Annotated in this window: 33 protein-coding genes; 24 read left to right on the top strand and 9 right to left on the bottom strand. The window is 67.8% G+C overall.

What is annotated here, in order from left to right:
• Nucleotides 1-77 precede the first annotated feature (77 nt).
• The 5 genes from purM (at nt 78) to OC373_RS12510 (ending at nt 3,804) form a co-directional block, all read left to right on the top strand.
• A complete protein-coding gene (purM, locus tag OC373_RS12530; RefSeq protein WP_019185419.1) occupies nt 78-1,133 on the top strand; it encodes a phosphoribosylformylglycinamidine cyclo-ligase in 1,056 nt (351 codons plus the stop codon).
• Between the two features lie 8 nt (nt 1,134-1,141).
• Nucleotides 1,142-1,624 (top strand): hypothetical protein, encoded by a 483-nt coding sequence (locus OC373_RS12525; protein WP_019185418.1) that lies wholly within the window; start codon nt 1,142-1,144, stop codon nt 1,622-1,624.
• Nucleotides 1,621-2,274, top strand: coding sequence for a phosphoribosylglycinamide formyltransferase (gene purN / locus OC373_RS12520; RefSeq protein ID WP_019185417.1), 654 nt, complete (start codon nt 1,621-1,623; stop codon nt 2,272-2,274). The genes OC373_RS12525 and purN overlap by 4 nt, the downstream gene beginning before the upstream one ends.
• Nucleotides 2,275-2,374: 100 nt before the next feature.
• Nucleotides 2,375-3,118, top strand: coding sequence for a DUF3108 domain-containing protein (locus tag OC373_RS12515; protein WP_261997832.1), 744 nt, complete (start codon nt 2,375-2,377; stop codon nt 3,116-3,118).
• A 2-nt stretch (nt 3,119-3,120) separates the two neighbouring features.
• Nucleotides 3,121-3,804, top strand: coding sequence for a DUF3108 domain-containing protein (locus OC373_RS12510; RefSeq protein ID WP_019185415.1), 684 nt, complete (start codon nt 3,121-3,123; stop codon nt 3,802-3,804).
• Between the two features lie 33 nt (nt 3,805-3,837).
• Here OC373_RS12510 and OC373_RS12505 read toward each other — a convergent pair whose 3' ends face one another.
• The 3 genes from OC373_RS12505 to OC373_RS12495 all read right to left on the bottom strand — a co-directional run bounded on the left by OC373_RS12505 (nt 3,838) and on the right by OC373_RS12495 (nt 5,755).
• Nucleotides 3,838-4,146 carry an EF-hand domain-containing protein gene (locus OC373_RS12505; RefSeq protein WP_261997787.1) on the bottom strand — a complete coding sequence of 103 codons (309 nt, stop codon included), beginning with the start codon at nt 4,144-4,146 and terminating at the stop codon, nt 3,838-3,840.
• Entirely contained in the window at nt 4,143-5,417 is a 1,275-nt protein-coding gene (gene murA, locus OC373_RS12500; RefSeq protein WP_261997786.1) for a UDP-N-acetylglucosamine 1-carboxyvinyltransferase, read from the bottom strand. Before murA ends, OC373_RS12505 begins: the two co-directional genes overlap by 4 nt.
• A gap of 104 nt (nt 5,418-5,521) precedes the next feature.
• Complete coding sequence (locus OC373_RS12495) at nt 5,522-5,755, bottom strand: BolA family protein (RefSeq protein ID WP_019185412.1); 234 nt, start codon at nt 5,753-5,755, stop codon at nt 5,522-5,524.
• Between the two features lie 53 nt (nt 5,756-5,808).
• Here OC373_RS12495 and OC373_RS12490 point away from each other — a divergent pair, with 53 nt between their 5' ends.
• The 16 genes from OC373_RS12490 (at nt 5,809) to OC373_RS12415 (ending at nt 18,732) form a co-directional block, all read left to right on the top strand.
• Nucleotides 5,809-6,810 carry a KpsF/GutQ family sugar-phosphate isomerase gene (locus OC373_RS12490; protein WP_019185411.1) on the top strand — a complete coding sequence of 334 codons (1,002 nt, stop codon included), beginning with the start codon at nt 5,809-5,811 and terminating at the stop codon, nt 6,808-6,810.
• A gap of 43 nt (nt 6,811-6,853) precedes the next feature.
• Nucleotides 6,854-7,402: an HAD hydrolase family protein gene (locus OC373_RS12485; protein WP_070426779.1), complete on the top strand. Its 549-nt coding sequence runs from the start codon at nt 6,854-6,856 to the stop codon at nt 7,400-7,402.
• Nucleotides 7,399-7,965, top strand: coding sequence for an LPS export ABC transporter periplasmic protein LptC (gene lptC / locus OC373_RS12480; protein ID WP_019185409.1), 567 nt, complete (start codon nt 7,399-7,401; stop codon nt 7,963-7,965). The genes OC373_RS12485 and lptC overlap by 4 nt, the downstream gene beginning before the upstream one ends.
• The gene (gene lptA / locus OC373_RS12475) at nt 7,943-8,518 is read left to right on the top strand and encodes a lipopolysaccharide transport periplasmic protein LptA (protein WP_070426778.1); all 576 of its coding nucleotides are present in this window, start codon (nt 7,943-7,945) and stop codon (nt 8,516-8,518) included. The genes lptC and lptA overlap by 23 nt, the downstream gene beginning before the upstream one ends.
• Nucleotides 8,518-9,237, top strand: a complete 720-nt coding sequence (gene lptB, locus OC373_RS12470) for an LPS export ABC transporter ATP-binding protein (RefSeq protein ID WP_019185407.1) — start codon at nt 8,518-8,520, stop codon at nt 9,235-9,237. Before lptA ends, lptB begins: the two co-directional genes overlap by 1 nt.
• A gap of 42 nt (nt 9,238-9,279) precedes the next feature.
• Complete coding sequence (locus tag OC373_RS12465) at nt 9,280-10,719, top strand: RNA polymerase factor sigma-54 (protein ID WP_019185406.1); 1,440 nt, start codon at nt 9,280-9,282, stop codon at nt 10,717-10,719.
• 58 nt (nt 10,720-10,777) lie between these two features.
• Nucleotides 10,778-11,104, top strand: coding sequence for a ribosome-associated translation inhibitor RaiA (raiA, locus tag OC373_RS12460; RefSeq protein WP_046274055.1), 327 nt, complete (start codon nt 10,778-10,780; stop codon nt 11,102-11,104).
• A 21-nt stretch (nt 11,105-11,125) separates the two neighbouring features.
• Nucleotides 11,126-11,578, top strand: coding sequence for a PTS sugar transporter subunit IIA (locus OC373_RS12455; protein ID WP_019185404.1), 453 nt, complete (start codon nt 11,126-11,128; stop codon nt 11,576-11,578).
• Complete coding sequence (gene hprK, locus OC373_RS12450; RefSeq protein WP_019185403.1) at nt 11,575-12,525, top strand: HPr(Ser) kinase/phosphatase; 951 nt, start codon at nt 11,575-11,577, stop codon at nt 12,523-12,525. The genes OC373_RS12455 and hprK overlap by 4 nt, the downstream gene beginning before the upstream one ends.
• On the top strand, nt 12,522-13,418 hold the full coding sequence (gene rapZ / locus OC373_RS12445) for an RNase adapter RapZ (RefSeq protein ID WP_019185402.1): 897 nt from the start codon (nt 12,522-12,524) through the stop codon (nt 13,416-13,418). The genes hprK and rapZ overlap by 4 nt, the downstream gene beginning before the upstream one ends.
• A gap of 197 nt (nt 13,419-13,615) precedes the next feature.
• Nucleotides 13,616-14,008, top strand: coding sequence for a PTS sugar transporter subunit IIA (locus tag OC373_RS12440; RefSeq protein WP_019185401.1), 393 nt, complete (start codon nt 13,616-13,618; stop codon nt 14,006-14,008).
• Nucleotides 14,001-14,270, top strand: a complete 270-nt coding sequence (locus OC373_RS12435; protein WP_019185400.1) for an HPr family phosphocarrier protein — start codon at nt 14,001-14,003, stop codon at nt 14,268-14,270. Before OC373_RS12440 ends, OC373_RS12435 begins: the two co-directional genes overlap by 8 nt.
• Nucleotides 14,271-14,329: 59 nt before the next feature.
• Nucleotides 14,330-16,048, top strand: a complete 1,719-nt coding sequence (ptsP, locus tag OC373_RS12430) for a phosphoenolpyruvate--protein phosphotransferase (RefSeq protein WP_261997785.1) — start codon at nt 14,330-14,332, stop codon at nt 16,046-16,048.
• 174 nt (nt 16,049-16,222) lie between these two features.
• Nucleotides 16,223-17,584 (top strand): magnesium transporter, encoded by a 1,362-nt coding sequence (mgtE, locus tag OC373_RS12425; protein ID WP_019185398.1) that lies wholly within the window; start codon nt 16,223-16,225, stop codon nt 17,582-17,584.
• A gap of 13 nt (nt 17,585-17,597) precedes the next feature.
• A complete protein-coding gene (locus OC373_RS12420; protein WP_046274053.1) occupies nt 17,598-17,864 on the top strand; it encodes a hypothetical protein in 267 nt (88 codons plus the stop codon).
• 67 nt (nt 17,865-17,931) lie between these two features.
• The gene (locus tag OC373_RS12415; protein WP_261997784.1) at nt 17,932-18,732 is read left to right on the top strand and encodes a prolyl oligopeptidase family serine peptidase; all 801 of its coding nucleotides are present in this window, start codon (nt 17,932-17,934) and stop codon (nt 18,730-18,732) included.
• Between the two features lie 25 nt (nt 18,733-18,757).
• Here the strand turns inward: OC373_RS12415 and OC373_RS12410 are convergent, their stop codons facing one another.
• The 3 genes from OC373_RS12410 to OC373_RS12400 are packed head-to-tail and all read right to left on the bottom strand — an operon-like array spanning nt 18,758 to nt 20,781.
• Entirely contained in the window at nt 18,758-19,708 is a 951-nt protein-coding gene (locus OC373_RS12410) for an aspartate carbamoyltransferase catalytic subunit (protein WP_019185395.1), read from the bottom strand.
• Nucleotides 19,709-19,724: 16 nt separating this feature from the next.
• Nucleotides 19,725-20,222 carry a Holliday junction resolvase RuvX gene (ruvX, locus tag OC373_RS12405; RefSeq protein ID WP_019185394.1) on the bottom strand — a complete coding sequence of 166 codons (498 nt, stop codon included), beginning with the start codon at nt 20,220-20,222 and terminating at the stop codon, nt 19,725-19,727.
• Complete coding sequence (locus OC373_RS12400) at nt 20,215-20,781, bottom strand: YqgE/AlgH family protein (protein WP_261997783.1); 567 nt, start codon at nt 20,779-20,781, stop codon at nt 20,215-20,217. Before OC373_RS12400 ends, ruvX begins: the two co-directional genes overlap by 8 nt.
• Nucleotides 20,782-20,891: 110 nt before the next feature.
• Between OC373_RS12400 and OC373_RS12395 the strand changes: the two genes are divergently transcribed.
• A complete protein-coding gene (locus tag OC373_RS12395) occupies nt 20,892-21,428 on the top strand; it encodes a DNA-3-methyladenine glycosylase I (RefSeq protein ID WP_019185392.1) in 537 nt (178 codons plus the stop codon).
• A 171-nt stretch (nt 21,429-21,599) separates the two neighbouring features.
• Entirely contained in the window at nt 21,600-21,851 is a 252-nt protein-coding gene (locus OC373_RS12390) for a hypothetical protein (protein ID WP_156785748.1), read from the top strand.
• Between the two features lie 10 nt (nt 21,852-21,861).
• Here OC373_RS12390 and OC373_RS12385 read toward each other — a convergent pair whose 3' ends face one another.
• Nucleotides 21,862-22,569 carry a YitT family protein gene (locus OC373_RS12385; RefSeq protein WP_261997782.1) on the bottom strand — a complete coding sequence of 236 codons (708 nt, stop codon included), beginning with the start codon at nt 22,567-22,569 and terminating at the stop codon, nt 21,862-21,864.
• A gap of 204 nt (nt 22,570-22,773) precedes the next feature.
• Here OC373_RS12385 and OC373_RS12380 point away from each other — a divergent pair, with 204 nt between their 5' ends.
• Nucleotides 22,774-23,595 carry an alpha/beta hydrolase gene (locus OC373_RS12380; protein ID WP_261997781.1) on the top strand — a complete coding sequence of 274 codons (822 nt, stop codon included), beginning with the start codon at nt 22,774-22,776 and terminating at the stop codon, nt 23,593-23,595.
• A 103-nt stretch (nt 23,596-23,698) separates the two neighbouring features.
• Here OC373_RS12380 and OC373_RS12375 read toward each other — a convergent pair whose 3' ends face one another.
• Both OC373_RS12375 and OC373_RS12370 read right to left on the bottom strand, forming a co-directional pair.
• Nucleotides 23,699-24,682 carry an aldo/keto reductase gene (locus OC373_RS12375; protein ID WP_261997780.1) on the bottom strand — a complete coding sequence of 328 codons (984 nt, stop codon included), beginning with the start codon at nt 24,680-24,682 and terminating at the stop codon, nt 23,699-23,701.
• Nucleotides 24,683-24,959: 277 nt separating this feature from the next.
• Nucleotides 24,960-25,523, bottom strand: a complete 564-nt coding sequence (locus tag OC373_RS12370; protein ID WP_070426772.1) for a hypothetical protein — start codon at nt 25,521-25,523, stop codon at nt 24,960-24,962.
• Between the last annotated feature and the right edge of the window lies 1 nt (nt 25,524).

The raw sequence follows: 25,524 nt of genomic DNA, 5'->3' as shown, positions 1-25,524 counted from the left end.
TTGTTGCCCGAATAGGGCCTGCGCGCCAACGTGGCCTGTTAAAATCGCGCTTTCACCCCAGCGCAGCGCCGACGCCCGTGACCAATTCCCCGTCCAACCCCTCTCCCCTGACCTACCGCGATGCCGGTGTCGATATCGACGCGGGCAATGAGCTGGTCGAGCGCATCAAGCCGCTGGTGAAGCGCAGTTTCCGCCCGGAAGTCATGGGGGGCCTGGGTGGCTTCGGCGCCCTGTTCGACCTCTCCAGCAAGTACCGCGAGCCGGTCCTGGTCTCGGGAACGGACGGTGTGGGCACCAAGCTGAAGCTCGCACAACAGCTGGGCCGCCACGACACGATCGGCATCGATCTGGTCGCCATGTGCGTGAACGACGTGCTGGTCCAGGGCGCCGAGCCGCTGTTCTTCCTGGATTATTTCGCCACCGGCAAGCTGGACATCGATACCGCGGCAGCGGTCGTGGGCGGCATCGCCAACGGCTGCACCGAGGCCGGTTGCGCGCTGATCGGTGGTGAGACCGCTGAAATGCCCGACATGTATGCCCCGGGCGAGTACGACCTGGCCGGCTTCACCGTCGCCGGCGTCGAGAAGAGCGAACTGAAGGACGGCGCGAGCGTGGCCGCCGGCGACGTGCTGATCGGCATCGCCTCCTCCGGCCCGCACTCCAACGGCTACTCGCTGGTGCGCCGCATCTATGACCGCGCCGGCCAGCCGGCCGACCTGGAACTGGAGGGCGGGGTCAAGCTGGTCGATGCCCTGATGGCGCCGACCCGCCTGTACGTCAAGCCGATCCTGGCGCTGCTCAAGACCCATGGCGCGGCGATCCACGGCATGGCCCACATCACCGGTGGCGGCCTGACCGAAAACATCATCCGCGTCGTCCCCGAGGGCCTGGGCCTGGACATCCAGGCCGATGCCTGGACCCTGCCGCCGGTGTTCCAGTGGCTGCAGAAGGAAGGCGCGGTGGCCGACAGCGAGATGTGGCGCACCTTCAACTGCGGCATCGGCTTCGTGCTGATCGTGGCCGCCGACCAGGTGGCCTCGGTCGCTGCCGCCGTCACCGCGCAGGGGCTGGACCACTGGACCATCGGTGCCGTGACCCCCGCCGATGGCACCGAACGCGTCAAGATCGGCTGAGCCCGGTCATGGAGCCCCGCCTGGAGGCCGCTGCCCAACCGCCGTCGCTGCCCGCCGCAGCGGCGCCGGCCGTGCCGGGCACCGCGGTTGATACCTCGCAGCTGCAACTGCTGTCGGTCTTCCACTATGTACTGGCCGGCCTGACCGCGCTGTTCTCGCTGTTCCCGCTGATCTATCTGTTGATGGGCGTGGCCGTCATCTTCGCCGCACCACCGCCGTTGGCGCCGGGCGAGGCGCCGCCGCCGTTCGATCCGCGCCTGCTTGGGTGGGTGTTCGTGCTGATCGGTGGGCTGGGCTGCGCTGCCGGGCTGGTGCTGGCCGGGTACATGGCCTATGCCGGGCGTTGCCTGGCGCAGCGCCGGCGTTACCTGCTGTGCATGGTGGTGGCCGGTATCGCCTGCATCTTCATGCCGTTCGGTACCGCCCTGGGCGTGTTCACCCTGGTGGTGCTGTCGCGCCCGGCAGTCAAGGCGGCCTTCGAAACCGCATGAGCAGCCGTATCGCCGTACTCGCCTCCGGCCGGGGCAGCAATCTGCAGGCCATCCTCGACGCCATCGCCGCGCAGCGGCTGGATGCGCAGGTCGTGGCCGTGCTCTCGGACAAACCCGAGGCCTCGGCCCTGCTCAAGGTCGGCCCGGCCCAGCGCTGGGCGCGCTCGCCCAGGGACTTCCCGGACCGCGCCGCCTTCGATGCGGCGATGGCCGATGCGCTGGACGCGTTCGCCCCGGACTGGATCGTCTGCGCCGGTTACATGCGCATCCTCGGCCCGGCCTTCGTGGCGCGGTTCGATGGCCGCCTGGTCAACATCCATCCCTCCCTGCTGCCGCTGTACAAGGGGCTGCACACGCATGCGCGCGCGTTGGAAGCCGGTGATGCCGAGCACGGCGCCAGCGTGCACTTCGTGGTGCCCGAACTGGATGCCGGCACCGTGCTTGCCCAGGCCCGCGTGCCGGTGCAGGCCGGTGACACCGCCGAAGCGCTGGCCCTGCGGGTGCTGGCCGTGGAGCATCCGCTGCTGATCGCCAGCCTGGGGCTGCTGGTCAGCGGCCGCGTAACTGAACAGGCAGGTCAGCTCCAGCTCGACGGTCACCCCCTGTTTAGCCCGCTGCGCCTAGATTGCGCCGGACAGCTGAACCGATAAGCGCCGCGCACACACGCCGCTGATCCCGGCGCTGGCATTCTTCCCCTTCCCCCACCGACCGGCCCGCATGAGAACGCCTTTGTTCAAGCCCGTGCTGCTGATGGCCTCCCTGTTGTGCACCGCCGCCCTTGCCCACGCGCAGGAGACGGCGACACCCCCGTTGCCCGCCCTGCCTGCAATGGACTGGGAGGCGCCGCCGCTGCAGCCATTCACCGCCACCTACCAGGCCCTCTACAAGGGCAAGCAGGCCGGGGATGCGACCATGCGCGTCACCCACACCGGTGGCGACCAGTGGCGGGTGGACATGCAGGTGGTGGGCCGCAGCGGCTTTGCCAGCGTGCTCGGCCTGAACCTGGAGCAGAGCACGGTGTTCGAGAACCGCAACGGCACCTACGTGCCATTGAGCCAGAGCACCGTCCGCAAGGGCCTGTTCCTGGGCAAGAAGGTGACCGGCACCTATGACTGGCAGGCCGGCACCGCGCAGTGGCTGGGCGATCTGAAGAAGGAACGCCGCCAGCCGATCCCGCTGCAGCCCGGCGACCAGAGCGCGCTGCTGCTGAATCTGGCGATCATGCGCGACGCCCGCCCCGGCGGACAGATGCACTACCGCTATGTGGACGTGGGCCGCGTCCGCCAGCACGACTACCAGGCCGCGCCGGACACGGAGAACGTGCCGGTGGGCGACCTGTCCTACAACGCGCTGCGGGTGTACCGCACCAACGGCGGCAACGATGAAACCATCCTCTGGATCGCCAACGGTGTTCCCACGCCGGTGCGCATCCTGCAACGCGAAGATGGCGAAGATCGGATTGATCTGCGCCTGATCGAATACCAAGGAGTCTGAGCATGACCACACTGAACCGTCCGCTGACCTGGATCGCCGCTGGCGCCCTGGCTGTCGTGAGCCTGCCCGCCATGGCGCTGCAGCCGTTCAAGGCCGATTACCAGGCCAGCTACATGGGCATGCAGGCCAATGGCACCATGACCCTCACCAGCGAAGGCGCCAACAAGTGGCGCTACAGCCTCAACGTCAAGAACCAGCTGGCCGATCTCAGCCAGAACACCGTCTTCGAGGAAGCCAACGGCCGCCTGCGCCCGCTGAGCAGCAACGACCGCTCGGTGCTGCTGGTCAAGAAGCGCAACGTGGACGCCAACTACAACTGGACCAGCAACCAGGCGACCTGGACCGGCGACGTCAAGCCGGACCGTCGCGGCCCGGTCGCGCTCAAGGCCGGCGACATGGACGCCCTGCTGATCAACCTGGCGATCGCGCGGGATCTGGCTGCCGGCAAGCCGCTGAACTACCGCATGGTCGACGAAGGCCGGATCAAGCCGATGTCCTACAAGGTGGTCGGCAAGGAAAAGATCACCGTGGCCGGCAAGTCCTACGACGCGACGAAGGTCTCGCGCGTGGACGGCAACAAGGAACTGATCGCCTGGATCGTGCCGGAGTTCCCGGTGCCCGCGCGCCTGCTGCAGCGTGAGAGCGGCAAGGATGCGCTGGACCTGACGATCAAAGGCATGAACTGACCCAGAAAAACGCCCGCTTCCGCGGGCGTTTTTTCATTCCGGCTTGGCCTCGCCGAAAACCGTCTTGCAGTCCACCCGGATCTGCTGCCGCGTATCGCGCCAGTAGTAGGTGCTGCAGTGGCGGTTGCCGTCGACACTCTTGTCCACGCCGACCGCATAGAACGACTGGAACACCTCGGTACGGCTGACCGTGCCGTCGGCGTTCCAGTCCATGTCTTCCTGCTGGATGCCCTGGGTGATCGCGATGCCGGCATACCAGGCGTAGCCCAGCCATGCCAGCACGATCAGCACCAGGACCAGCAGCGCCTTGCGGCGGCGGGTGAACCGGCCGCGCAGGATCATGCCGCGACGCGCCGGATGGTGGCGCCCAGCGAGGACAGCTTCTCTTCGATGTTCTCGTAGCCGCGGTCCAGGTGGTAGATGCGGTCGATGGTGGTATCACCCTCGGCCATCAGGCCGGCCAGGATCAGCGAGGCCGAGGCGCGCAGATCGGTGGCCATCACCGGGGCGCCGCTGAGCTGCTCGGCACCCCGCACGATCGCGGTGTGGCCTTCCACCTGGATGTCCGCGCCCAGGCGCAGCAGTTCGTTGACGTGCATGAAGCGGTTTTCGAAGATCGTTTCGTTGATCACGCCCACGCCGTCGGCCACGCAGTTGAGCGCCATGAACTGCGCCTGCATGTCGGTCGGGAACGCCGGATACGGCGCGGTGGTCAGGTTGACCGCACGCGGGCGCTTGCCGCCCATGTCCAGGGTGATGTTGTCCTCGGTGGTCTCGATGTGCGCACCGGCCTCCACCAGCTTGGCCAGCACCGCGTCCATGGTGTTCGGGCGGGCACGGTTGACCGTGACCTTGCCGCCGGTCATCGCCGCGGCGACCAGGAAGGTGCCGGTTTCGATACGGTCGGGCAGCACTTCATGACGGCCACCGGAGAGCTTCTCGACGCCTTCGATGGTCAGGCGGGCGGTGCCCAGGCCTTCGATCTTCGCGCCGAGCGCGATCAGGCAGTGCGCCAGGTCGGTGACTTCCGGCTCCATCGCCGCATTGTCCAGCACGGTGGTGCCTTCGGCCAGCACGGCGGCCATCAGCACGTTTTCGGTACCGGTGACGCTGACCATGTCGAAGGTGAAGTGGGCCCCCTTCAGACGCTTGGCCTGGGCCTTGATGAAGCCGTTCTCGACGGTGATTTCCGCACCCAGGGCCTGCAGGCCCTTGATGTGCTGGTCGACCGGACGCGAGCCGATCGCGCAGCCGCCGGGCAGCGACACTTCGGCCGCGCCGAAGCGGGCCAGCAGCGGGCCGAGCACCAGGATCGAGGCGCGCATGGTCTTGACCAGCTCATACGGCGCCACGTGCTGGTCCACCGAGCGCGGGTCGACCACGATCGCGCTGCCGCGCGACAGGGTGCCCTGGTCGATGGTGACCTTGGCACCCAGCTCGCCGAGCAGCTTCACGGTGGTGACCACATCGTGCAGGTGCGGCACGTTGGTGATCTCCACCGGCGCATCGGCCAGCAGGGTCGCGCACAGGATGGGGAGGACAGCGTTCTTGGCGCCGGAAATGTTCACTTCACCGTGCAGCGGCTTGCCGCCGGTCACTACGATCTTGGCCATGGAATCTACTTGGAATGAGGTAGAGCCGACCGTGGGTCGGCTGAATGGTCTGGGTAGCCGACCGTGGGTCGGCTGAAACGATAACCGTGAGGGGTACCCCGGAATCAACCGCCCGCTTCGGCCGGGGTGACCGTCTTCAGCGCCAGCGCGTGGATCGCCCCGCCCATCAGATCGCCCAGGGTCGCGTAGACCATGCGGTGGCGGGCCAGCGGCATTTTGCCGGCAAAGGCGTCGCAGACCACGGTGGCCTCGAAGTGCACGCCGTCGTCACCCTGCACGTCCGCGCGGGCGCCAGGCAGGCCGGTTTCGATCAGATTGCGGATGGTCTCGGCGTCCAACGGGCTTTCCTAATAAAATGAGCGCTCATTCTACTCTTCCACGTGGCGCTCGCATGGCTGTCTCGCCCCAACTCCCCCATCCGGCCGACGCTGCGGCACTGGTCGCCAGCGGCCGCCGCGTGTTCGAGATCGAGCGCGATGCGCTGGGCGCGGTCGCCGAGCGGCTGGGCGAGGCATTCAGCCAGGCCTGCCAACTGGTCCTGCAGGGCAAGGGCCGCGTGGTCGCCACCGGCATGGGCAAGTCTGGCCATGTGGCCCGCAAGATCGCCGCTACCCTGGCCTCGACCGGCACCCCGGCCTTCTATGTGCACCCCGGTGAAGCCGGTCACGGCGACCTGGGCATGATCACCGAGGCCGACGTGGTGCTGGCGCTGTCCTATTCGGGCGAGTCCGACGAACTGCTGATGCTGCTGCCGGTGCTCAAGCGCCAGGGCAACCGCCTGATCGCGATGACCGGCCGGCCGCAGTCCAGCCTGGCCAGCGCCGCCGACGTTCACCTGGATGTCAGCGTACCGGCCGAGGCCTGCCCGCTGGCACTGGCCCCAACCTCCAGCACCACCGCCTCGCTGGCCATGGGCGATGCACTGGCCGTGGCCCTGCTCGATGCGCGTGGCTTCACCGCCGATGATTTCGCCCGCTCGCACCCGGCCGGCAGCCTCGGCCGCCGCCTGCTGCTGCACATCACCGATGTCATGCACAGCGGCGATGAGCTGCCGCGCGTGGACGTCGGCGCCAGCCTCAGCGAAGCCCTGGTGGAGATGAGCCGCAAGCGCCTGGGCATGACCGCCGTGGTGGACGCGGACAACCACCTGATCGGCCTGTTCACCGACGGCGACCTGCGCCGTGCGCTGGATACCGACCTGGACGTGCGCAGCGCGAAGATCGCCGATGTGATGACCCGCGGCCCGCGCACCATCGGTGCCGACCAGCTGGCGGCCGAGGCCGCGCAGTTGATGGAAGCCCACAAGATCAACGGCTTGATGGTGGTCGATGCCGACGGCCATCTGGTCGGCGCGCTCAACATTCATGACCTGTTGCGGGCCCGGGTGGTTTAAACCACAGTTGCCTTCCTCCATTCAGCTGAGCTGCCCCCAGACGATGCCCTACTCCCCGTTGCCCGGTTTCCCGTCCCACCTGCATGCCGTCGCCGGCCGTATCCGGCTGGCGTGCTTCGACGTGGACGGCACGCTCACCGACGGTCGGCTTTACTACGACAAGGATGGCAACGAGAGCAAGGCGTACTACGTGCAGGACGGACTCGGCCTGAAACTGCTGCAACACCACGGTATCCACCCGGTGCTGATCACCGCGCGCAACAGCCAGTCCGCGCTCAAGCGCGGCGCGGACCTGGGCATCGATACCCAGATCGCGGTCGGCGACAAGCTGGCCAGCGTCAAGGCGCTGTGCGGGCAGCACGGCATCGGCCTGGACCAGGTGGCCTTCATGGGCGACGACCTGCCCGATCTCGGCCCGCTGTGCGCGGTCGGCCTGGCGGTCGCGCCGGCCAATGCCCACCCGTGGATCGCCGAACGCGTGCACTGGCAGACCCGCAGCGACGGTGGCCAGGGTGCCGCGCGTGAGCTGTGCGATGTCCTGCTGGCCGCACAGGGCCATGTGGACGCCGTGCTGGCGAGGTTCGGCGCATGAACGTGCGTACCGCCATCGGCGGCCTGCTCCTGGTCGCCGCACTGCTGACCGGCTGGCTGGCCCTGCACCATCGCGACAAGGCCCCCGTGGCCGAGGGCGAGGATGCCACCAAGGATTACGTGCTGCACGATTTCCAGATCGTGGCGCTGGACGAACAGGGCAAGGAATCCACCACCCTGCGCGCCCCGCTGCTGGAGCGTGCGCGCAGCGATGAAACCATGACCCTGACCACCCCGGTGTTCCTGCTGCCCGACCAGGACGGCAATCACTGGGAGATGCGCGGGGACAGCGGCTGGGTCAGCGCCAAGGGCGACCAGCTCAAGCTCATCGGCAACGTCAGCGGCGACAGCCCCAAGGTCCCCGGCGTTGTGCCCACCACCTTCCGCACCGATCATCTGGACGTGTTCCCGAACGAGAACCGCGCCAGGACCGATGCCCGGGTCACCATGACCCGCCCGGGCCTGTCACAGACAGGCGTCGGCTTTGAAGCCGACATGAAAACCCGGCAGTACAAACTCCTTTCACAGGTCAAGACCCGCTATGAACCGAACGCTGCCCGCTAAGCTCGCGCTGCTCGCCCTGCTGCTGCCCGGCGTGGCGCTGGCCAAGTCGTCCGACCGCAACCAGCCGATGAACCTGGAATCCAACAGCAACGACTGCAACCTGACCGACGATGCGGGCAAGTGCACGTTCACCGGCAACGTGGTGATCACCCAGGGCACCCTGGTGATCCATGCGGCCAACGCCGATCTGTTCCGCAAGAACGGCGATATCGAACGCGTCGTGCTGACCGGCAAGCAGGCCACGCTGGAGCAGGAAATGGATGACGGCTCCAAGATGAAGGCCTGGGCCGACAACATGGATTACAACGTCAACAGCGAAGTGATCATCCTCACCGGCAACTACAAGGTCGAGTCGCCGCGCGGCACCAACAGCGGCCAGAAAATGACCTACAACACGCGCACCGGCAACATGCAGAGCGGTGGCGACGGCACCCGCGTGCGCACCGTGATCCAGCCCAAGAACAAGGGCGCCGCACCGGCCGCCCCGGCGGCCAAGCCGGCCACGCCCGCGGCCAAGCCCGCCACCCCGCCCGCCGCCGGGAGCAAGAAGTAATGCTCGTCGCCAAAGGCCTGCGCAAGCGCTACAAGCAGCGTGAAGTCGTCAAGGATTTCGGGCTGACCCTGGAGGCCGGTGAAGTGGTCGGCCTGCTCGGCCCCAACGGTGCCGGCAAGACCACCTGCTTCTACATGATCGTGGGGCTGGTCGAGACCGATGCCGGCAGCATCGTGCTGGACGGCAAGGACATCACCAGCGACCCGATGTACACCCGCGCCAAGCAGGGCGTGGGCTACCTGCCGCAGGAACCCTCGGTGTTCCGCAAGCTGACCGTGGCCGACAACCTGCGCCTGGTGCTGGAACTGCGTGAGGACCTGGACAAGGCCGGCCGCGAAAAGGAACTGGCCAGCCTGCTGGACGAACTGCAGATCAACCACGTGGCCGACCAGCTCGGGGCCAGCCTCTCCGGCGGTGAGCGCCGCCGCTGTGAAATCGCCCGCGCGCTGGCGGCCAAACCGCGCCTGATCCTGCTCGATGAGCCGTTCGCCGGCGTCGACCCGATCTCGGTCGGTGAAATCCAGCGCATCGTCACCCATCTCAAGCAGCGCGGGATCGGGGTGCTGATCACCGACCACAATGTCCGCGAAACCTTGGGAATCTGCGACCGCGCGTATATCCTCAACGAGGGCAGCGTGCTGGCACAGGGCGCGCCGGACGAGATCCTGGCCAACGCCGACGTCCGCCGCGTCTACCTTGGGGATACCTTCAAGCTCTGATCCAGCGGCCGCCGCAACGCCTTCCTTCCGTTCGGCACAGGCATGAAAGCACGGCTGCAGACATCGATGGGGCAACACCTGGTCATGACGCCGCAGCTGCGTCAGGCGATCAAGCTGTTGCAGATGTCCAGCGCCGAGCTGGAGCTGGAAATCAACGAGGCGGTAGAAACCAACCCGCTGCTGGACTGGGCCGAGAACGCTGAACCGGCGCTCGAGGCCAGCCCCGGCGAGGACAGTCCCCCGCCCGCCCCCGCCGATACCCATGCCGATGGCGAGCACCAGGTCTCCGCCGGCGACGAGTGGTCGCCCGGCGAAGGCGACTGGACCAGCGGCAGCAGTGGCGGCTCCTTCGACGATGACGACAACGGCAGTGCCGCCGAACGCGTGGCCGAGACCGAATCGCTGGCCGACCACCTGCTCTGGCAGCTGCACCTGTCGCACCTGTCGGTCCGCGACCGCAGCATCGGCGCGGCCCTGATCGACGCTTTCGAAGAGGACGGCTACCTGCGCGAGCCGCTCACGGCCATCGCCGAGACCCTGCGCCCGGCCATCCAGGCCGACGAGGCCGAAATCCTGACCGTCCTGCACCAGATACAGCGCTTCGACCCGGTCGGGGTGGGTGCGCGCAGCCTGGGCGAGTGCCTGGACCTGCAGCTGCTGGTACTGCCCGCCGATACCCCCGGCCTGGCCCTGGCCCGGCGCATCGCCGATGGGCCGCTGGAGCGCCTGCCGCGCAGCGGCGTGGCCGGCATCGCCCACGAGCTTCGCGAGCCGCTGGCCGAGGTCGAGGTGGCGGTGCAGCTGCTGCGCTCGCTGGACCCGCGCCCGGGCACCCAGATCGGCGAGCTCTCCCACGACAGCTACGTGGTGCCCGACTGCGTGGTCTGGCGCCAGAACGGCGTCTGGCGCGCGGCCCTGGCCGGCCACGCTGGGCCGCGGGTGGTCATCCACCGCGGCTACGAACAGTTGATCCGCCGCTGCGGGGAGGCCGACGCCGGTTACATGCGCGCCCATCTGCAGGAGGCGCGCTGGCTGCTCAAGGGCCTGGAGGCCCGCGGCGAGACCCTGCTGCGGGTGATGCGCTGCCTGCTCGACCAGCAGGCCGCCTTCCTGGAGTTCGGCGAACAGGCCCTGCGCCCGCTGACCCTGCGGGAAGTGGCCGGCGAGCTCGGCCTGCACGAATCCACCATTTCCCGGGCGATCGCCCGCAAGTACGTGCGCACCCCGCGCGGCACGCTGCCGCTGCGCGCGTTCTTCGCCTCCGGCATCGACACCGACAGCGGTGGCGAAGCCTCCAGCACCGCCATCCAGGCCATGCTGCGCCGCCTGATCGATGACGAGAACCCGCGCAAGCCGCTTTCTGACGCCAAGCTGGCTGACCTGCTCAAAACCTCGGGAATACCGGTGGCGCGACGCACCGTGGCGAAGTATCGTGAAGCCATGAACATTTCCGCCTCGCACGAAAGGGTACGAATCGTCTGACGCTCCACCGCGCCCGGCGGGAAGGTTCATTGGCACATCCGAACAAAGGAGAAACCCGATGCACATCGAGACGTTTGGCAAGGACCACCTTGAGATCACCCCGGCTCTGAACGAGTACGTGGAGACGAAGCTGGAACGGCTGAGGAAGCATTTCGACCAGCACTGCGAGGTCCGCGTGCAACTGTCGATCCGCAAGCCGGAGCACCATGCCGATGCGAGTGTGAATGTTCCCGGGCAGACTCTGCACGCGGACGCCAGCGGCCCGACCATGTATGCGGCAATCGACATCCTGGCCGACAAGCTCGACCGCCTCGTTATCAAGCACAAAGAGAAAAAGCAGCAGCACGCACCGCAACCGCTGCCGGTGGGCGACAATGAGGGCTGATGCCCTCGTTTCCACCCCGACATGCCTCTGACTGATCTTCTGGCGGCCGTCCGCACGCAAGTGCTGCCGGCCGCCGATCGCGACAGCGTGCTGATGGCCGCAGCCCGCCTGCTGGCCTGCCGCGAAGCCAACGCCGAGCTGCTGTACCAGAACCTGTGCCAGCGCGAAACGCTGGGCAGCACCGCGATCGGCCACGGCATCGCCATCCCGCACGGCCGTGCCCCGCTGCTTGAACGCCCCCGCGGCGCGCTGCTGCGGCTGGAATCGCCGGTGGAGTTCGGCGGCGATGAGCCGGTCGATCTGGTCTTCGCGATTGCCGTGCCCGCGCACTACACCCATCAACACCTGATGCTGCTGTCCGAGCTGGCCGAGCTGTTCTCCGAGCCGGCCATCCGCCAGGCGCTGCGCGAAGCGCGCGACGGCGACGCGCTGCGTCGGGTCATCGAATTCCCCCCGCCGGCGAGTGCCGCATGAATACCAGCATCACCGCGCGCGAACTGTTCGAACAGCAGCGCGACCGCCTGAGCCTGCGCTGGGTGGCCGGCCAGCAGGGCGAGCGCCGTGAGCTGGAGGCCGGCAACAAGGTCTCCCGCCGCCCCTCGCTGGCCGGGTACCTCAACGCGATCTACCCCAACAAGGTGCAGATCCTCGGCACCGAGGAGCTGTCCTGGCTGGATTCGCTGGACTCGCGCCAGCGCTGGGAAACGATCGAGCGGATCATGCAGTCCCATCCGCTGGCGCTGGTGATCACCCGCAACCAGTCCTGCCCGGAAGACCTGCGCGCGGCTGCGGACGAATCGCAGACCCCGCTGTGGATCTCGCCCAAGCGTGGGCACGAACTGCTCAACCACCTGTCCTACCACCTGGCGCGCACGCTGGCGCCGCGGGTGATCCTGCATGGCGTATTCATGGAGATCTACTCCATCGGCGTGCTGATCACCGGCGAAGCGGGCTCGGGCAAGAGCGAGCTGGCGCTGGAACTGCTCAGCCGCGGCCACCGCCTGGTGGCCGACGATGCCCCCGAATTCACCCAGATCGCCCCCGACGTGCTCGACGGCACCTGCCCGGAGCTGCTGCAGGACCTGCTGGAAGTGCGCGGCCTGGGCGTGCTCAACGTGCGCGAGATGTTCGGTGACACGGCTGTAAAGAAGAACAAGTACCTTCGGCTGATCGTCCACCTGACCAAGCCGATGACCGAGCCCACCCCTTACGGCTATGAACGCCTGACCGGCGACTCGGGTACCCGCCACGTGCTGGACCTGGATGTGCCGCTGATTACCCTGCCGGTGATGCCCGGCCGCAACCTGGCCGTGCTGACCGAAGCCGCCACGCGCCTGCACATCCTACGGACCAAGGGCATCGACCCGGCCGCGATGTTCATCGCCCGCCACAGCAACATGTTGGAACGCCGCACGCCATGACCACCCCCGCCCCCGCCTCCGCCCCGACCGCCGCCACCCTGATCATCGTCAGTGGCCTGTCCGGTTCCGGCAAGACGGTCGCGCTGAAGACCTTCGAAGACCTGGATTACTACTGCTCGGACAACCTGCCGATCGACCTGCTGCCGGATTTCGTGCGCAGCCTGCTGGGTGATCCGGGCCGCGAAGCGCCGCGCCGGCTGGCAGTCGGCATCGACGTGCGCGCGCAGAGCGATTTGACCCAGCTCTCGCACTGGCGCGAAGACGCCAAGGCCGCCGGCCTGGATGCGCAGCTGCTGTTTTTCGATGCCACCGATGAGACCCTGCTCAAGCGCTACGCCGACACCCGGCGCCGCCATCCGCTGAGCCAGCTGGGGCTGTCGCTGCCCGAAGCGATCGCCCGCGAGCGTGAACTCACCGCGCCGCTGCGCCGTGCCGCCGATGCGGTGATCGACACCAGCAGCCTCAACGTGCACCAGCTGCGCCGCAAGGTGGTCACCGAATTCGCGCTCGCCCACGGCAACAAGCTGTCGCTGCTGTTTGAATCGTTCGCCTACAAGCGCGGCGTCCCCGCCGAGGCCGACTTCGTGTTCGACGTACGGGTCCTGCCCAATCCGCATTGGGACCCGGAGCTGCGCCCGCTCTCCGGCCGCGATGCCGGCGTGCGCGAGCACCTGGACGAGCAGCCCGACGTACAGCGCTACGCCGGCCAGCTGGTCGATTTCCTCGACACCTGGCTGCCACGGCTGGGCAATGACACCCGCAGCTATGTCACGGTCGCCTTCGGCTGCACCGGCGGCAAGCACCGCTCGGTCTACATGGCCGAGCGCATGGCCCGCCATGCCCGCGACCAGGGCTGGCCGGAAGTGGCCACGTTCCATCGCGAACTTGACTGAAAACGGCATCGCCGGCGGCCGCCGGCAAGTACCGGGGCCGGGCGTGGCGACATGCCTGGCCGACCCTCGACGCGGCGTCTCCCCATCGCCCTGTCCTGCGCCGACCCGGGACAGGTCATCGACACGCTGAACCGCGGAACACAGCAGTCTTTCACGCGTGCTATCGCCAATTCATGTTGACCTGTTAACGTTCGGCAATGACCTGTGGCATTCTCCTCGTAACTCATCCCGGTGTCGGCACGGCCCTGCTGGACGTGGCGACCCGTCTGCTGCGGCACCTGCCGCTGAAGACCGAAGCTTTCGAAGTACCGTTCGACGCAGATATGGACGTCCTGCTCCCGCTCGCCTCGGCCGCCTTGCGCCGGGTGGACAGTGGCCAGGGCGTGCTGATCCTGACCGACCTGTACGGCGCCAGCCCCAGCAATCTGGCCGGGCAACTGGCTCGTCTGGGCACCCCGGCACGCCGGGTTTCGGCGCTGAGCCTGCCGATGTTGATGCGGGTGATGAATTATCCGGAACAGGGACTGGATCAACTGCCTGCCACAGCCGCGGCAGGCACTCGCAATGGAGCGATTGTCGACGATGCTTGAACGTGAACTCACTGTTTCCAACCGCCTGGGCCTGCATGCCCGCGCCACTGCCAAGCTGGTGCAGGAGCTGGCGCCTTTCCGCTGCAACGTGACCATGGCCGCCAAGGGCCGTGAGATCAACGCCAAGAGCATCATGGGCGTCATGCTGCTGGCCGCCGGCCAGGGCACCCCGGTCACCGTGCGCATCGACGGCGAGGATGAAGCCGCCGCGATGGACGCGGTGGTGGCCCTGTTCGAACGGCGTTTCGACGAGGACAACTGAGCATGGGGGGGCAACCGCGACCGGGATCCTCCGCACCGGCCCGGACCGCGTCCGGGGCGATGCTGTTGTCCGGCCACGGTGCCTCGCGCGGCAACGCCCTGGGCCGCGCCCGGGTGCGCTTGCCGCACGCCCTGGAAGTGGCCGAGCAGCGCATTCCGCCAGCCAAGGTCGAGGCCGAACTGGAGCGCCTGCACGTGGCCGTGGAAGCGGCTCGCGGCGAAATGCACGATCTGCGCCAGCGCCTGCATGGCGCGCTCAACCAGGAAGTCGGCGAGTTCCTCGACCTGCATGCGCTGCTGCTGGATGACCCCGAACTGCTGTTCGGCCTGGACGAGCTGATCCGCAGTGGCCCCTACAGCGCCGGCTACGCGCTGCGCGTGCAGCGTGACCGCCTGGCCAAGGTCTTCGATGGCATGGACGATGCCTACCTGAAGAGCCGCATGGACGATCTGGACCATGTGATCGGGCGCATCCATGCCTTCCTGCAGAAGCGCCCGCCGGACGTCAAAGGCATGGCCGGCGAGATCCTGATCTGCGACAACATCGCCCCGTCCGAGCTGGCCCAGCTGCAGGCCCACGGGGTGGTCGGCATCATCACCGCCGGCGGCAGCGCGCTGTCGCACAGCGCGATCCTGGCGCGCAGCCTGCACCTGCCGTTGATCGTCAACGTGCCGAACGTGCTGCAGAAGGTCGCCGATGGCGACGTGCTGATCATGGATGGCAGCGACGGCACGGTGACCATCAACCCGCAGGCACCGGACCTGCGCGATTACCGCGTGCGGCTGCGCGAGCATGCGCGCGAACAGCGCGAACTCGGGCGCCTGCGCACCAAGCCCAGCCGCACCCGCGACAACGTCGACATCGCGCTGCTGGCCAACGCCGAATCCAGCGAAGACGTCACCCAGGCCCATGCGCTGGGCGCGCACGGGCTGGGCCTGTACCGCACCGAATTCCTGTTCCTGCAGCGCAACGAGCTGCCCGACGAGCAGGAGCAGTTCGAGACCTACCGCGATGCCGCGTTGGGCATGAGCGGACGGCCGGTCACCATCCGCACCCTGGACCTGGGCGCGGACAAGGCCGACCGCACCGGGCTGACCCTGAGCAACGAAGAGAACCCGGCGCTGGGCCTGCGCGGCGTGCGCCTGTCGCTGGCGCGGCCGAAGGTGGCCGACACCCAGCTGCGCGCGATCCTGCGCGCCTCGGCCTACGGCAAGCTGCGCATCCTCATCCCGATGGTCAGCACCCGCGAGGAGATCCTCGCCGTGCGCCGGCGCTTGGCCAAGCAGGCCGAGCTGCTGCGCGCCGAAGGCCACGAGGTGGCCGAACACATTCCGTTCGGCGCGATGATCGAAGTCCCGGCAGCGGCGATCGCGCTGGAGAGCTTCATCGATCTGGTCGACTTCCTCTCGATCGGCACCAACGATCTGGTCCAGTACCTGCTCGCCGCCGATCGCAACAACGAGGCGGTCGGCGAGCTGTATTCACCGCTGCACCCGGCGGTGGTGCGCCTGCTGGCGCATATCCTGCGCACCGGCCAGGCCTACAACATCCCGGTGGCGGTGTGCGGCGAGATCGCCGGCGACCCGCTGATGACGCGTCTGCTGCTGGCGCTGGGGCTGACGGAATTCAGCCTGCACCCGGGCACCCTGCTGGAAGTGCGCCGCGCGGTGCGCGACAGCGACCTGTCCGTGCTGCAGGCGATGGCGCCCAAGCTGCTGCAGGCGCGCGACCGGCGTGGCATCGAACGCTGGATCGAAAAGGCCGGCCTGCATCGGTAGGTATCGACCGTTGGTCGATACGCGCTTGACCGCGCGACGTCGCATGTGCGGCACGGCCAACGGTCGCGCGCTACCCGATTGACACACAAGCACGCGATAATGACGCGGTGACCACCGCCCATGCCGCATCCTCCACCGGATAGCGGCCTTTTTCTTTTTCCGCAGGAGCTGCGCATGGCCGAAGCCGTACGCCACGACAAGACGGCGCGCCAGCTGCGGCTGTTGTCCGATGCACTGGACAGCGGGCGGTTGGGTCCGGTCCGTCGGTTGGTCAATACCTTGGCGCCGGCGGAAATCGGCAACCTGCTCGAATCGCTGCCCCCGGGCAAGCGCGAGATTGTCTGGGGCCTGGTCGATCCGGAAGACGATGGCGAGGTACTGGTCCACGTCGGCGAGGAAGTGCGCGAAAGCCTGCTGGCCGACATGGACCCGGACGAAATCATCGCCGCGGTCGAAGACCTGGACATCGATGACCTTGCCGACCTGGTCGAGGATCTGCCGGACACGGTCATCGACGAAGTCCTCAAGTCGATGGACCGCGAGAACCGCGAGCGGCTCGAGCAGGTGCTGTCCTATCCCGAGGACAGCGCCGGCCGCCTGATGAACCCGGACGTGGTGACCGTGCGCGCCGACGTCAACGTCGACGTGGTGCTGCGCTACCTGCGCCTGCGTGGCGAACTGCCCGACCACACCGATCACCTGTTCGTGGTCAGCCGCCGCCATCAGTACCTGGGCCGCCTCTCGCTGGCCGCGCTGGTGACGCATGAGGACAACACCCCGATCAACCGCCTGATCGATGACGAACAGCCGGCGATCGACGTCGGCGAGAGCGCCGATGAAGTCGCGCGCCAGTTCTCCGATCATGACTGGGTCTCCGCCCCGGTGGTGGACGACAACAACATCCTGCTCGGCCGCATCACCATCGATGACGTGGTCGACATCATCCGGTCGCAGGCCGAGCACCAGGCGCTGGGCGCCGCCGGTCTGGACGAAGAAGAAGATCTGTTCTCGCCGATCAAGCGCGCCGTGCGCGGCCGAGTGGTCTGGCTGGGCATCAACCTGTGCACCGCGTTCCTGGCAGCCAGCGTGATCGGCCAGTTCGAACTGACCCTGCAGAAGGTGGTGGCGCTGGCCGTGCTGATGCCGATCGTCGCCGGCGTGGGCGGCAATGCGGCCGTGCAGGTGCTGACCCTGATGGTGCGCGGCATCGCCCTGGGCCAGGTCGGCCAGAGCAATGCGCGCATCCTGCTGTGGAAGGAATCGCGCGTCGCGCTGATCAACGGCACCCTGATCGGCACCGTGGTCGGCATCATCGCCTACCTCTGGTTCCACAGCTTCCTGCTGTCGCTGGTGATCACCCTGGCGCTGATCATCAACTTCTGCGCCGCGGCCCTGGCCGGCGTGCTGCTGCCGCTGCTGCTCAAGCGCATGAACGTCGACCCGGCCGTAGCCGGCACCGTGGTGGTCACCGCCGTCACCGACGTCATGGGCTTCTTCAGCTTCCTCGGCCTGGCCACCCTGATCCTGCTGCACTGACCCTGGACCCCGCATGGCCGTGACCCTCGACAATTATTTCGTCCCCGGTTGGCGTGACGCGACGTATACCTGCGCTGCCTGCGAATGGCAGGGCAGCGCGCGGCAGATGCCGATGGAACTGCACGAAGACGAAGCCCAGTTCGACTGCCCGCAGTGCGAGAACCCGATCCTGCTGGTGGTCCACCCCAGCCTGGCCCAGGTGCAGGCGGCAGCCGCCGAAGGCCACCCTGAAGCCATCGAACAGCTGGACATCCTCGCCGCGGCGCCGCGCCCGGACTGATGCACTGCAAGATGCTCCGACACGCTACCGGGCCTAGACTGAAATCGATTTCAGACAAGGCACGACAATGGCGCGACGTTGGGGAAGCTGGCTGCTGTGGGCGGTGGCGATGATGACGGTGGCCGGATGCGCGAGCACGCCGGAAACATCCGGGGGCCAGTTCGTCGGCCGCGCGGTCAAGGTGGATGGGCAGACTGCGTATTACCAGGTATTCGTGCCGCGCAACGCAGCGGCCTCACGCGGCGAACTGCCGGTGGTGCTGTTCCTGCACGGCTCCGGCGAACGGGGCCGCGACGGCCGCCGCCAGACCCAGGCCGGGCTCGGGCCATACCTGCGCCAGCACGCCTCCACCTTCCCGGCGCTGGTGGTGTTGCCGCAGACGCCGGATGACCAGGAGTGGTCGGGCGAGAACAACCGCATCGCGCTGGCTGCACTGGATGCGGCCATCGCCGAATTCGGTGCGGATCCACAGCGCCAGTACCTGACCGGGATGTCGATGGGCGGCTACGGCAGCTGGAACATCGCGCTGGCCGAACCGACCCGCTTCGCCGCCATCGTGCCGGTCTGCGGCGCGGTGCTTGCGCCGCGTGCAGTGCGCCCCACCCTGTTCGTGGAGGACGTCGCCCACGAAGCCGATCCGTACGCGGCCATCGCCCAGCGCCTGCGCAACGTCCCGATCTGGATGTTCCATGGCGCGCTGGACGACGTGGTGCCGCCGGAGGACGACCGCAAGCTGCACGCCGCGTTCCAGCAGGCCGGCGCGAAGGATGTGCGTTACACCGAGTACCCCGACGGCAACCACAACGCCTGGGACGCCACCTATGCCGATGCGGCGATGTGGGAATGGCTGTTCGCGCAGAAGCGGTAATGGCATTTTCGGTAGTGCCGGCCGCTTACCCCAACAACGTTTCCAGCACCGCCATGCGCACGGCCACGCCGTTGGCGACCTGGCGCAGCACCCACGACTGCGGACCATCGGCCACCTCGTCGGTGACCTCCACGCCGCGGTTGATCGGGCCCGGGTGCAACACGGCGGCATCGGTGCCGGCGCGCTTGAGGCGCGTCGCATCCAGGCCGTACTGCGCGTGATACTGCTCCAGCGAGGGCACCAGGCCTTCTTCCATGCGCTCGCGCTGCAGGCGCAGCATCATCAGCGCATCGGCGCCTTCCAGCATCGCGTCGAAATCGTCGCCGACGATGCAGCCCTTCAGGGTGTCATCGTCCGGCAGCAGCGACTGCGGGCCGCATACGCGGATCTCGCCGACGCCCAGCGTGCGCAGGGCGTGCAGGTCGGTGCGGGCCACGCGCGAGTGCTTCACGTCACCCACGATGATGACCTTCATCTTCGAGAAATCGCTGCCCTTGGCCTGGCGCAGGGTCAGCATGTCCAGCAGGCCCTGGGTCGGGTGCGAGCTGCGGCCGTCACCGGCGTTGACCAGGGCCGTGCCCTCGCCCGCCGCGGCGGCCAGCGCCGCCACCGCACCATCATCGGGATGACGCACCACGAAGCCGCGCACGCCCATCGCTTCCAGGTTCTTGAGCGTGTCGCAGGCGGTCTCGCCCTTGCGGGTGGACGAGGTGGAGGCATCGAAGTTCAGCACGTCCGCGCCCAGCCGCTGCGCGGCCAGCTGGAACGAGCTGCGGGTGCGCGTGGAGGGTTCGAAGAACAGCGTGCAGACCGCCGAGCCGCCGAGCACGTGGCGCTTGTTGCCCACCCGCCCGACGGCCGCATCGCGGATCTGGCCGGCGCGGTCGAGCAGCTGCAGCAGGGTTTCGCGGGGCAGACCTTCCAGGGTCAGCAGGTGGCGCAGGCGTCCATCGGAATCGAGTTGCGAGGCGGTCATGGGCAGGGTCTGAGGGTCAGGAAACGGGGGTGGCGTCATCCGGGCAGGAGAGCCAGCGTTCGATGATCACCGCCGCAGCCACTGCATCCAGGGCGGCGGCGTCGCGGCGGCGTTTGCGGCCTTCGGCGCGCTCGACCGCGAACCGGCGCGCGGCCTCGACCGAGCTGGAGCGCTCGTCGACCAGCACCACCGGCAGTTTGAAACGTTCCCGCAGCTGGCGGGCAAAGCCCTGCGCGCGCTTGCGGTTGGGCTGGTCCTGGCCATCCAGGGTGAGCGGATCGCCCACCACCAGGCCATCCGGCCGCCACTCTTTGATCAGGCGCTCCACGGCGGTCCAGTCCGGCCCGTTGCCATGCACATCGACCACCGCGATCGCACGCGCATGGGTGCCGAACGAGCTGCCGATGGCCACGCCGATCCGGCGCGAGCCGACATCGAAACCGAGCACCGTGCCATCACGGCGGATCGTCGGCGGTGCGGCCGCGGCGGGCGCTGGCGTGGCCGGCTCAGACATGGCCGCTGTAATCGGTGAGGCGGAACAGGTCAACGCCGATGCGCGCGGCCGCGCCCTGCCAGCGCTCGTCCAGCGGCGTGCTGAACAGCAGTTCGGCATCGGCCGGCACGGCCAGCCAGCTGTTCTCGGCGATTTCCGTTTCCAGCTGCCCTTCGCTCCAGCCGGCACAGCCCAGGGTGACCAGCGCATTGCGCGGGCCTTCGCCGCGCGCCATGGCTTCGAGGATGTCGCGCGAGGTGGTGAGGAAGACGCCCTCGCCCACGGCCAGGCTGGAATCCCAGCTGCGCGGATCATCGTGGATCACGAAGCCACGCTCCGGGTGCACCGGGCCGCCGTTGAGCACGACCTGGCCACGCAGGGTGTCGCTGGTGGTCGCGATCTCCATCTGGGCCAGCACCTCGCCGAGGGTGTACTCGGAGGGCTGGTTGACCAGCACGCCCATCGCGCCGTTCTCGTCGTGCTGGCAGATCAGCGCCACGGTACGGGCAAAGGTGGGGTCGGTCAGCGACGGCAGCGCGACCAGCAGGTGGTGGGCAAGCGAAGTGGACAGTTCAGACATGGCCCCATTCTAGCCGCTGGCCGTGATGTGCGCTTTCGCGCTGACATAATGCAGGCCTGCGCGCGTGCCCCCGGCCCGCGCGCCTGATCCGCCATCGCAAGGAGCTGCACGTGTCCGGTTATTGCCTCATCGCCCCCGGCCATCCGGTCCACGGCCACTACCATGACCACGAGTACGGCTTCCCGCAGCGCGAAGAGCGCGAGCTGTTCGAGCGCCTGATCCTGGAGATCAACCAGGCCGGCCTGAGCTGGGAGACCATCCTGAAGAAGCGCGAGGGCTTCCGCGCCGCTTATGACGGCTTCGACGTGGACACCGTGGCCGCCTATGGCGAGCGCGATATCGAGCGCCTGCTCAACGATGCCCGGATCATCCGCAACCGGCTCAAGGTGCACGCGGCCGTCCACAATGCCCAGGTGATCCAGCAGCTGCGGGCCAGCCACGGCAGCTTCGCCGGGTGGCTGGATGCCCACCATCCGCTGGACAAGGCGGCCTGGGTGAAGCTGTTCAAGAAGACGTTCCGCTTCACCGGCGGGGAGATCACCGGCGAGTTCCTGATGAGCCTGGGCTACCTGCCCGGCGCGCACAGCCCGGACTGCCCGGTGTTCAAGCGCATCGACACGCTCAAGCCGGCCTGGCGCCAGGCGTGACGCACCCCGTCGTGCGGGTTGCGCGGCTCGCTGCCCTGAGCCTGCCCCCGCTGGCTGCCGCAAGCGACCTGGACACCGTGCCGGAGCGCCTAACGCGATGGCGACTACTACGGCGACACCCTGCTGCTGAACCGGCCGCTGTCGGTTGACCCGCGCGAGCACAGCCCGGCGGTGCAGTTGCAGGTGCGCTACGGCCGCGAGCACTGGCTGGCCGACCCGGTGATGCATGTCGATGGCGAACCGCTGGATGCCGATGCCGCGGCGATCGCAGCGGACCGGCGCCTGCTCACGCACATCGACCAGCTGTTGGCCGCCCTGACCATCGATGGTGACGGCGTCGCACACGTCGGCGGCGACGCTGGACCTGCGCAGCCGCCGCTGGGTCTCCGGCGTGACCGTCGTGCCGGTGCCGCCGCTGGGTGAGTAACCGGCGTCAGACGCCCATGTAGCGGCCCGGGCGGTGGTTGAACATCAGCACCAGGCTGAGCACCACCGCACCGATCGCCGAGTACATCACCTTGGAGGGGGACAGTACCGAGAACGCCACGCACATCAGCAGCGTGTCGAACGACATCTGCACCTTGCCGGCGCTCCAGCCCCGCGTGCGCTGCAGGTACACCGCCAGGATGCCGATGCCCCCCAGGCTGGCCCGGTGGCGGATGTAGAACAGGATGCCCAGGCCAGCCAGCGCGCCGCCGACGATCGCCGAGTACAGCGAGCTCATGTGGGCGAAGTCGGCCCAGCGCGGCAGCAGGTCGGTCAGCACACCGCAGGCGGTTACCGCCGCGAAGGTCTTCAGGGTGAATTCCCAGCCCATCCGGCGCACGGCCACCCAGTAGAAAGGGAGGTTGACCAGCACGAACACCAGGCCGAAGTTCCAGCCGAAGGCGTAGTGGACCAGGAAGGCCAGCCCGGCCATGCCGCCGATCATCAGCCCGCCCTTGGCGAAGATGGCCAGGCCCAGCGACGCCACCAGCGTGGCCAGGATCATGCCCTGCACGTCCTCGGCCACGGAATGGCGCAGGGCTTTCTCGTCGGCCACGGTGCCGGCGCTGTCGGGGGGCGGGGTCAGCGGGCCTGCGGTGACCAGGTGGCCGTCAGCGTCGTCGCACGGCGCGGGGCCATGGGATTCAAGGGACATGGGGGTGGGGGTGTGGCGTGGGGAGCGGTATTAGACACGATCGGCGTGACAGTTGCTGGTGAAATTGATTCAGCCGCCGCCGGCGGAGGTGCCGGGCCACCGACGCCGGACCGACATCCGCCGTTCATCCCCGCTGAACACCCCCCAGCCGCAGCATGTGCGGGTACCCCGCTGTGCCCTCCCCTCCCTCAGGAGTTCCGTGCCATGCCCTACGTCACCACCGCCGACAACACCGAGATCTTCTACAAGGACTGGGGCAAGGGTCAGCCCCTCGTGTTCCATCACGGCTGGCCGCTCAGCGCCGATGACTGGGATAGCCAGCTGCAGTTCTTCCTGCTGCAGGGCTATCGCGTGATCGCGCACGACCGCCGCGGCCATGGCCGCTCCTCACAGACCAGCGGCGGGCATGAGATGAACACTTACGCTGCCGACGTCAATGCGCTGGCCGATCACCTGGACCTGCGCGATGCGATCCACATCGGGCATTCCACCGGCGGTGGCGAAGTCGCGCACTACGTCGCGCAGGCCAAGCCCGGGCGCGTGGCCAAGGCGGTGCTGATCGGTGCGGTGCCACCGATCATGGTCAAGAGCGAGGCCAACCCCGGCGGCACGCCGAAGGAGGTCTTCGACGGCTTCCGGCAGGCACTGGTCGCGGGTCGTGCGGCGTTCTACCGCGACGTGCCGATTCCGTTCTACGGGTTCAACCGCGAGGGCACGCCGCCGCAACAGGGGATCGTCGACAACTGGTGGCGGCAGGGGATGATGGGCGCGATCAACGCGCACTACGACTGCATCAAGGCCTTCTCGGAAACCGACTTCACCGACGACCTGAAAAAGATCGACGTGCCGGTGCTGGTGATGCACGGCGACGACGACCAGATCGTGCCGATCGCCGATTCGGCGGAGCTGGCCATCAAGCTGCTCAGGCACGGCACGCTGAAGGTCTACAAAGGCTACCCACATGGCATGTGCACCACCCATGCGGACGTGATCAACGCGGATCTGTTGGCGTTCATTCGCGGGTGAGGTGTGTGCCGACCAACGGTCGGCACCTACCCGAATGTGCGGGACGGTATCGCGCGTGCCGATCCTGGCTGCGTTGGCTGGTGTCGTGCGCCCAGCGCCCCGCTCAGCGCGCGACCAGCTTCTGCCGCTCGGCGTTGTAGCGATCCCCGACGATGGCGATGCTGTCCAGCGCCGCACCGATCTGCTGCAGGTCGGCCTCACTCAGCACCACCGCAGCCGCGCCCAGATTCTCGGTCAGGCGATGCAGCCTGGTCGTGCCGGGAATCGGCACGATCCACGGTTTGCGCGCCAGCAGCCAGGCCAAGGCGATCTGGGCCGGCGTGGCCCGCTTGTCGGCGGCTATCGCGCTGATGCGGTCCACCAGCACCTGATTGGCCTGGCGGGCTTCGGCCGCAAACCGCGGCACGCTGTTGCGGAAGTCATCGGCCGCGAACTGCGTGCCTACGTTGATCGCCCCGGTCAGGAAGCCCTTGCCGAGCGGGCTGAACGGCACGAAGCCGATACCCAGTTCTTCAAGCACCGGCAGCACGGCCTGTTCCGGCTCGCGCCACCACAGGGAGTATTCGCTCTGCAGCGCCGCCACCGGCTGCACGGCGTGCGCCCGGCGGATGGCATCGACGCCGGCCTCGGACAACCCGAAGTGCTTCACCTTGCCCTCGGCGATCAGGTCCTTGACCGTACCGGCCACGTCCTCGATCGGCACATTCGGATCGACCCGGTGCTGGTAGAACAGGTCGATGCGGTCGGTCTTCAAACGCGACAGGCTGGCCTCGGCCACCGCGCGGATGCGCTCGGGGCGGCTGTCCAGGCCGGCGTCGGCGTGGCCATCCTTGAAGCCGAACTTGGTGGCGATCACCAGCTGGTCACGGAACGGCGCCAGCGCTTCGCCCAGCAGTTCCTCGTTGAGGAACGGCCCATAGGCTTCGGCCGTATCAAAGAAGGTGACCCCCTGCTCGACCGCCGCGCGCAGCAAGGCGATCGCCTCGGTACGGTCGGTGGCCGGGCCATAGCCGTAGCTCAGCCCCATGCAGCCGAGCCCGAGGGCCGAAACCCGCAGGCCGCTGCGGCCCAGTTCACGTGTCTGCATGGTGGTACTCCTGCCGGTGGGACCGGCGTCATGGGGGAATGCCACCATAGCCCTGCCGGCTGCCAAGATTGGAGGGTGTGGAGCGCTGTCGGTCATGAGCGTGGCTAATCAATCCATGCACGAGGCAGATACGCATCATCCCGGTAGCGTGCAGGTGATCTTTTCAGCCTTGATCGTGATGCATCGGCGCTGCTGCAGCTGTTGGATCCAAGGTCTTCAGCTGCACGTGCTCGTCGTCGATCAGGATCAGTTGCGCACTGCCACCATTATCCAGCCCTCAGGAAACGCCATCGCCGCGCAGGGTGGCAACCACCGTGAGCAGCAGGAAGAGACCGCCCACGACCACCGCAAGGATGTGCCACACCCCGAAGCGGTCCAGCGCCCGCGTGTCCATGCCTTCGTCGCGATGGTAGCGCCGCAGGAGGCTGTTGACCGGCAACAGCGGGACGAAGGTGAACAGCGCGACCAGCCACATGGGATCGGGCAGTCGGCTGGCCACATACAGCAGGAAGTAGGCCACGCCCAGCAGGCCCGGTGCGATCGCCAGCGTGCGGCGGCGATTGGCGGCCACATCGCGCAGGTCGCTGAAGCACAGGAACGACCAGAGCGGTGAGAACCACGCGCGCGCCCACGGCCACTGATCTCCACCGGTTTCGCGCTTGATCGCGCGCCAGTTGCGCCAGAACCAGTACACCGGATAGAGACCCAGCGTGGCCAGCGACAACGCCGCGATCTTCAGCGTGGGTGGTGCGTAGTACGTTGCGACGCCGTTGGTGGCGAAAGTCGCCGCCGGCAGTGCGGAAGACGCCGCCGGCGCGCGGTACGGATCGTGCATGTCCATA

It is taken from the genome of Stenotrophomonas sp. Ste96 (assembly GCF_024519495.1).
Lineage (GTDB): Bacteria > Pseudomonadota > Gammaproteobacteria > Xanthomonadales > Xanthomonadaceae > Stenotrophomonas > Stenotrophomonas bentonitica_A.
The sequence above is the reverse complement of the archived record's forward strand: the minus strand, read 5'-3'. Positions and strand labels throughout refer to the sequence as shown.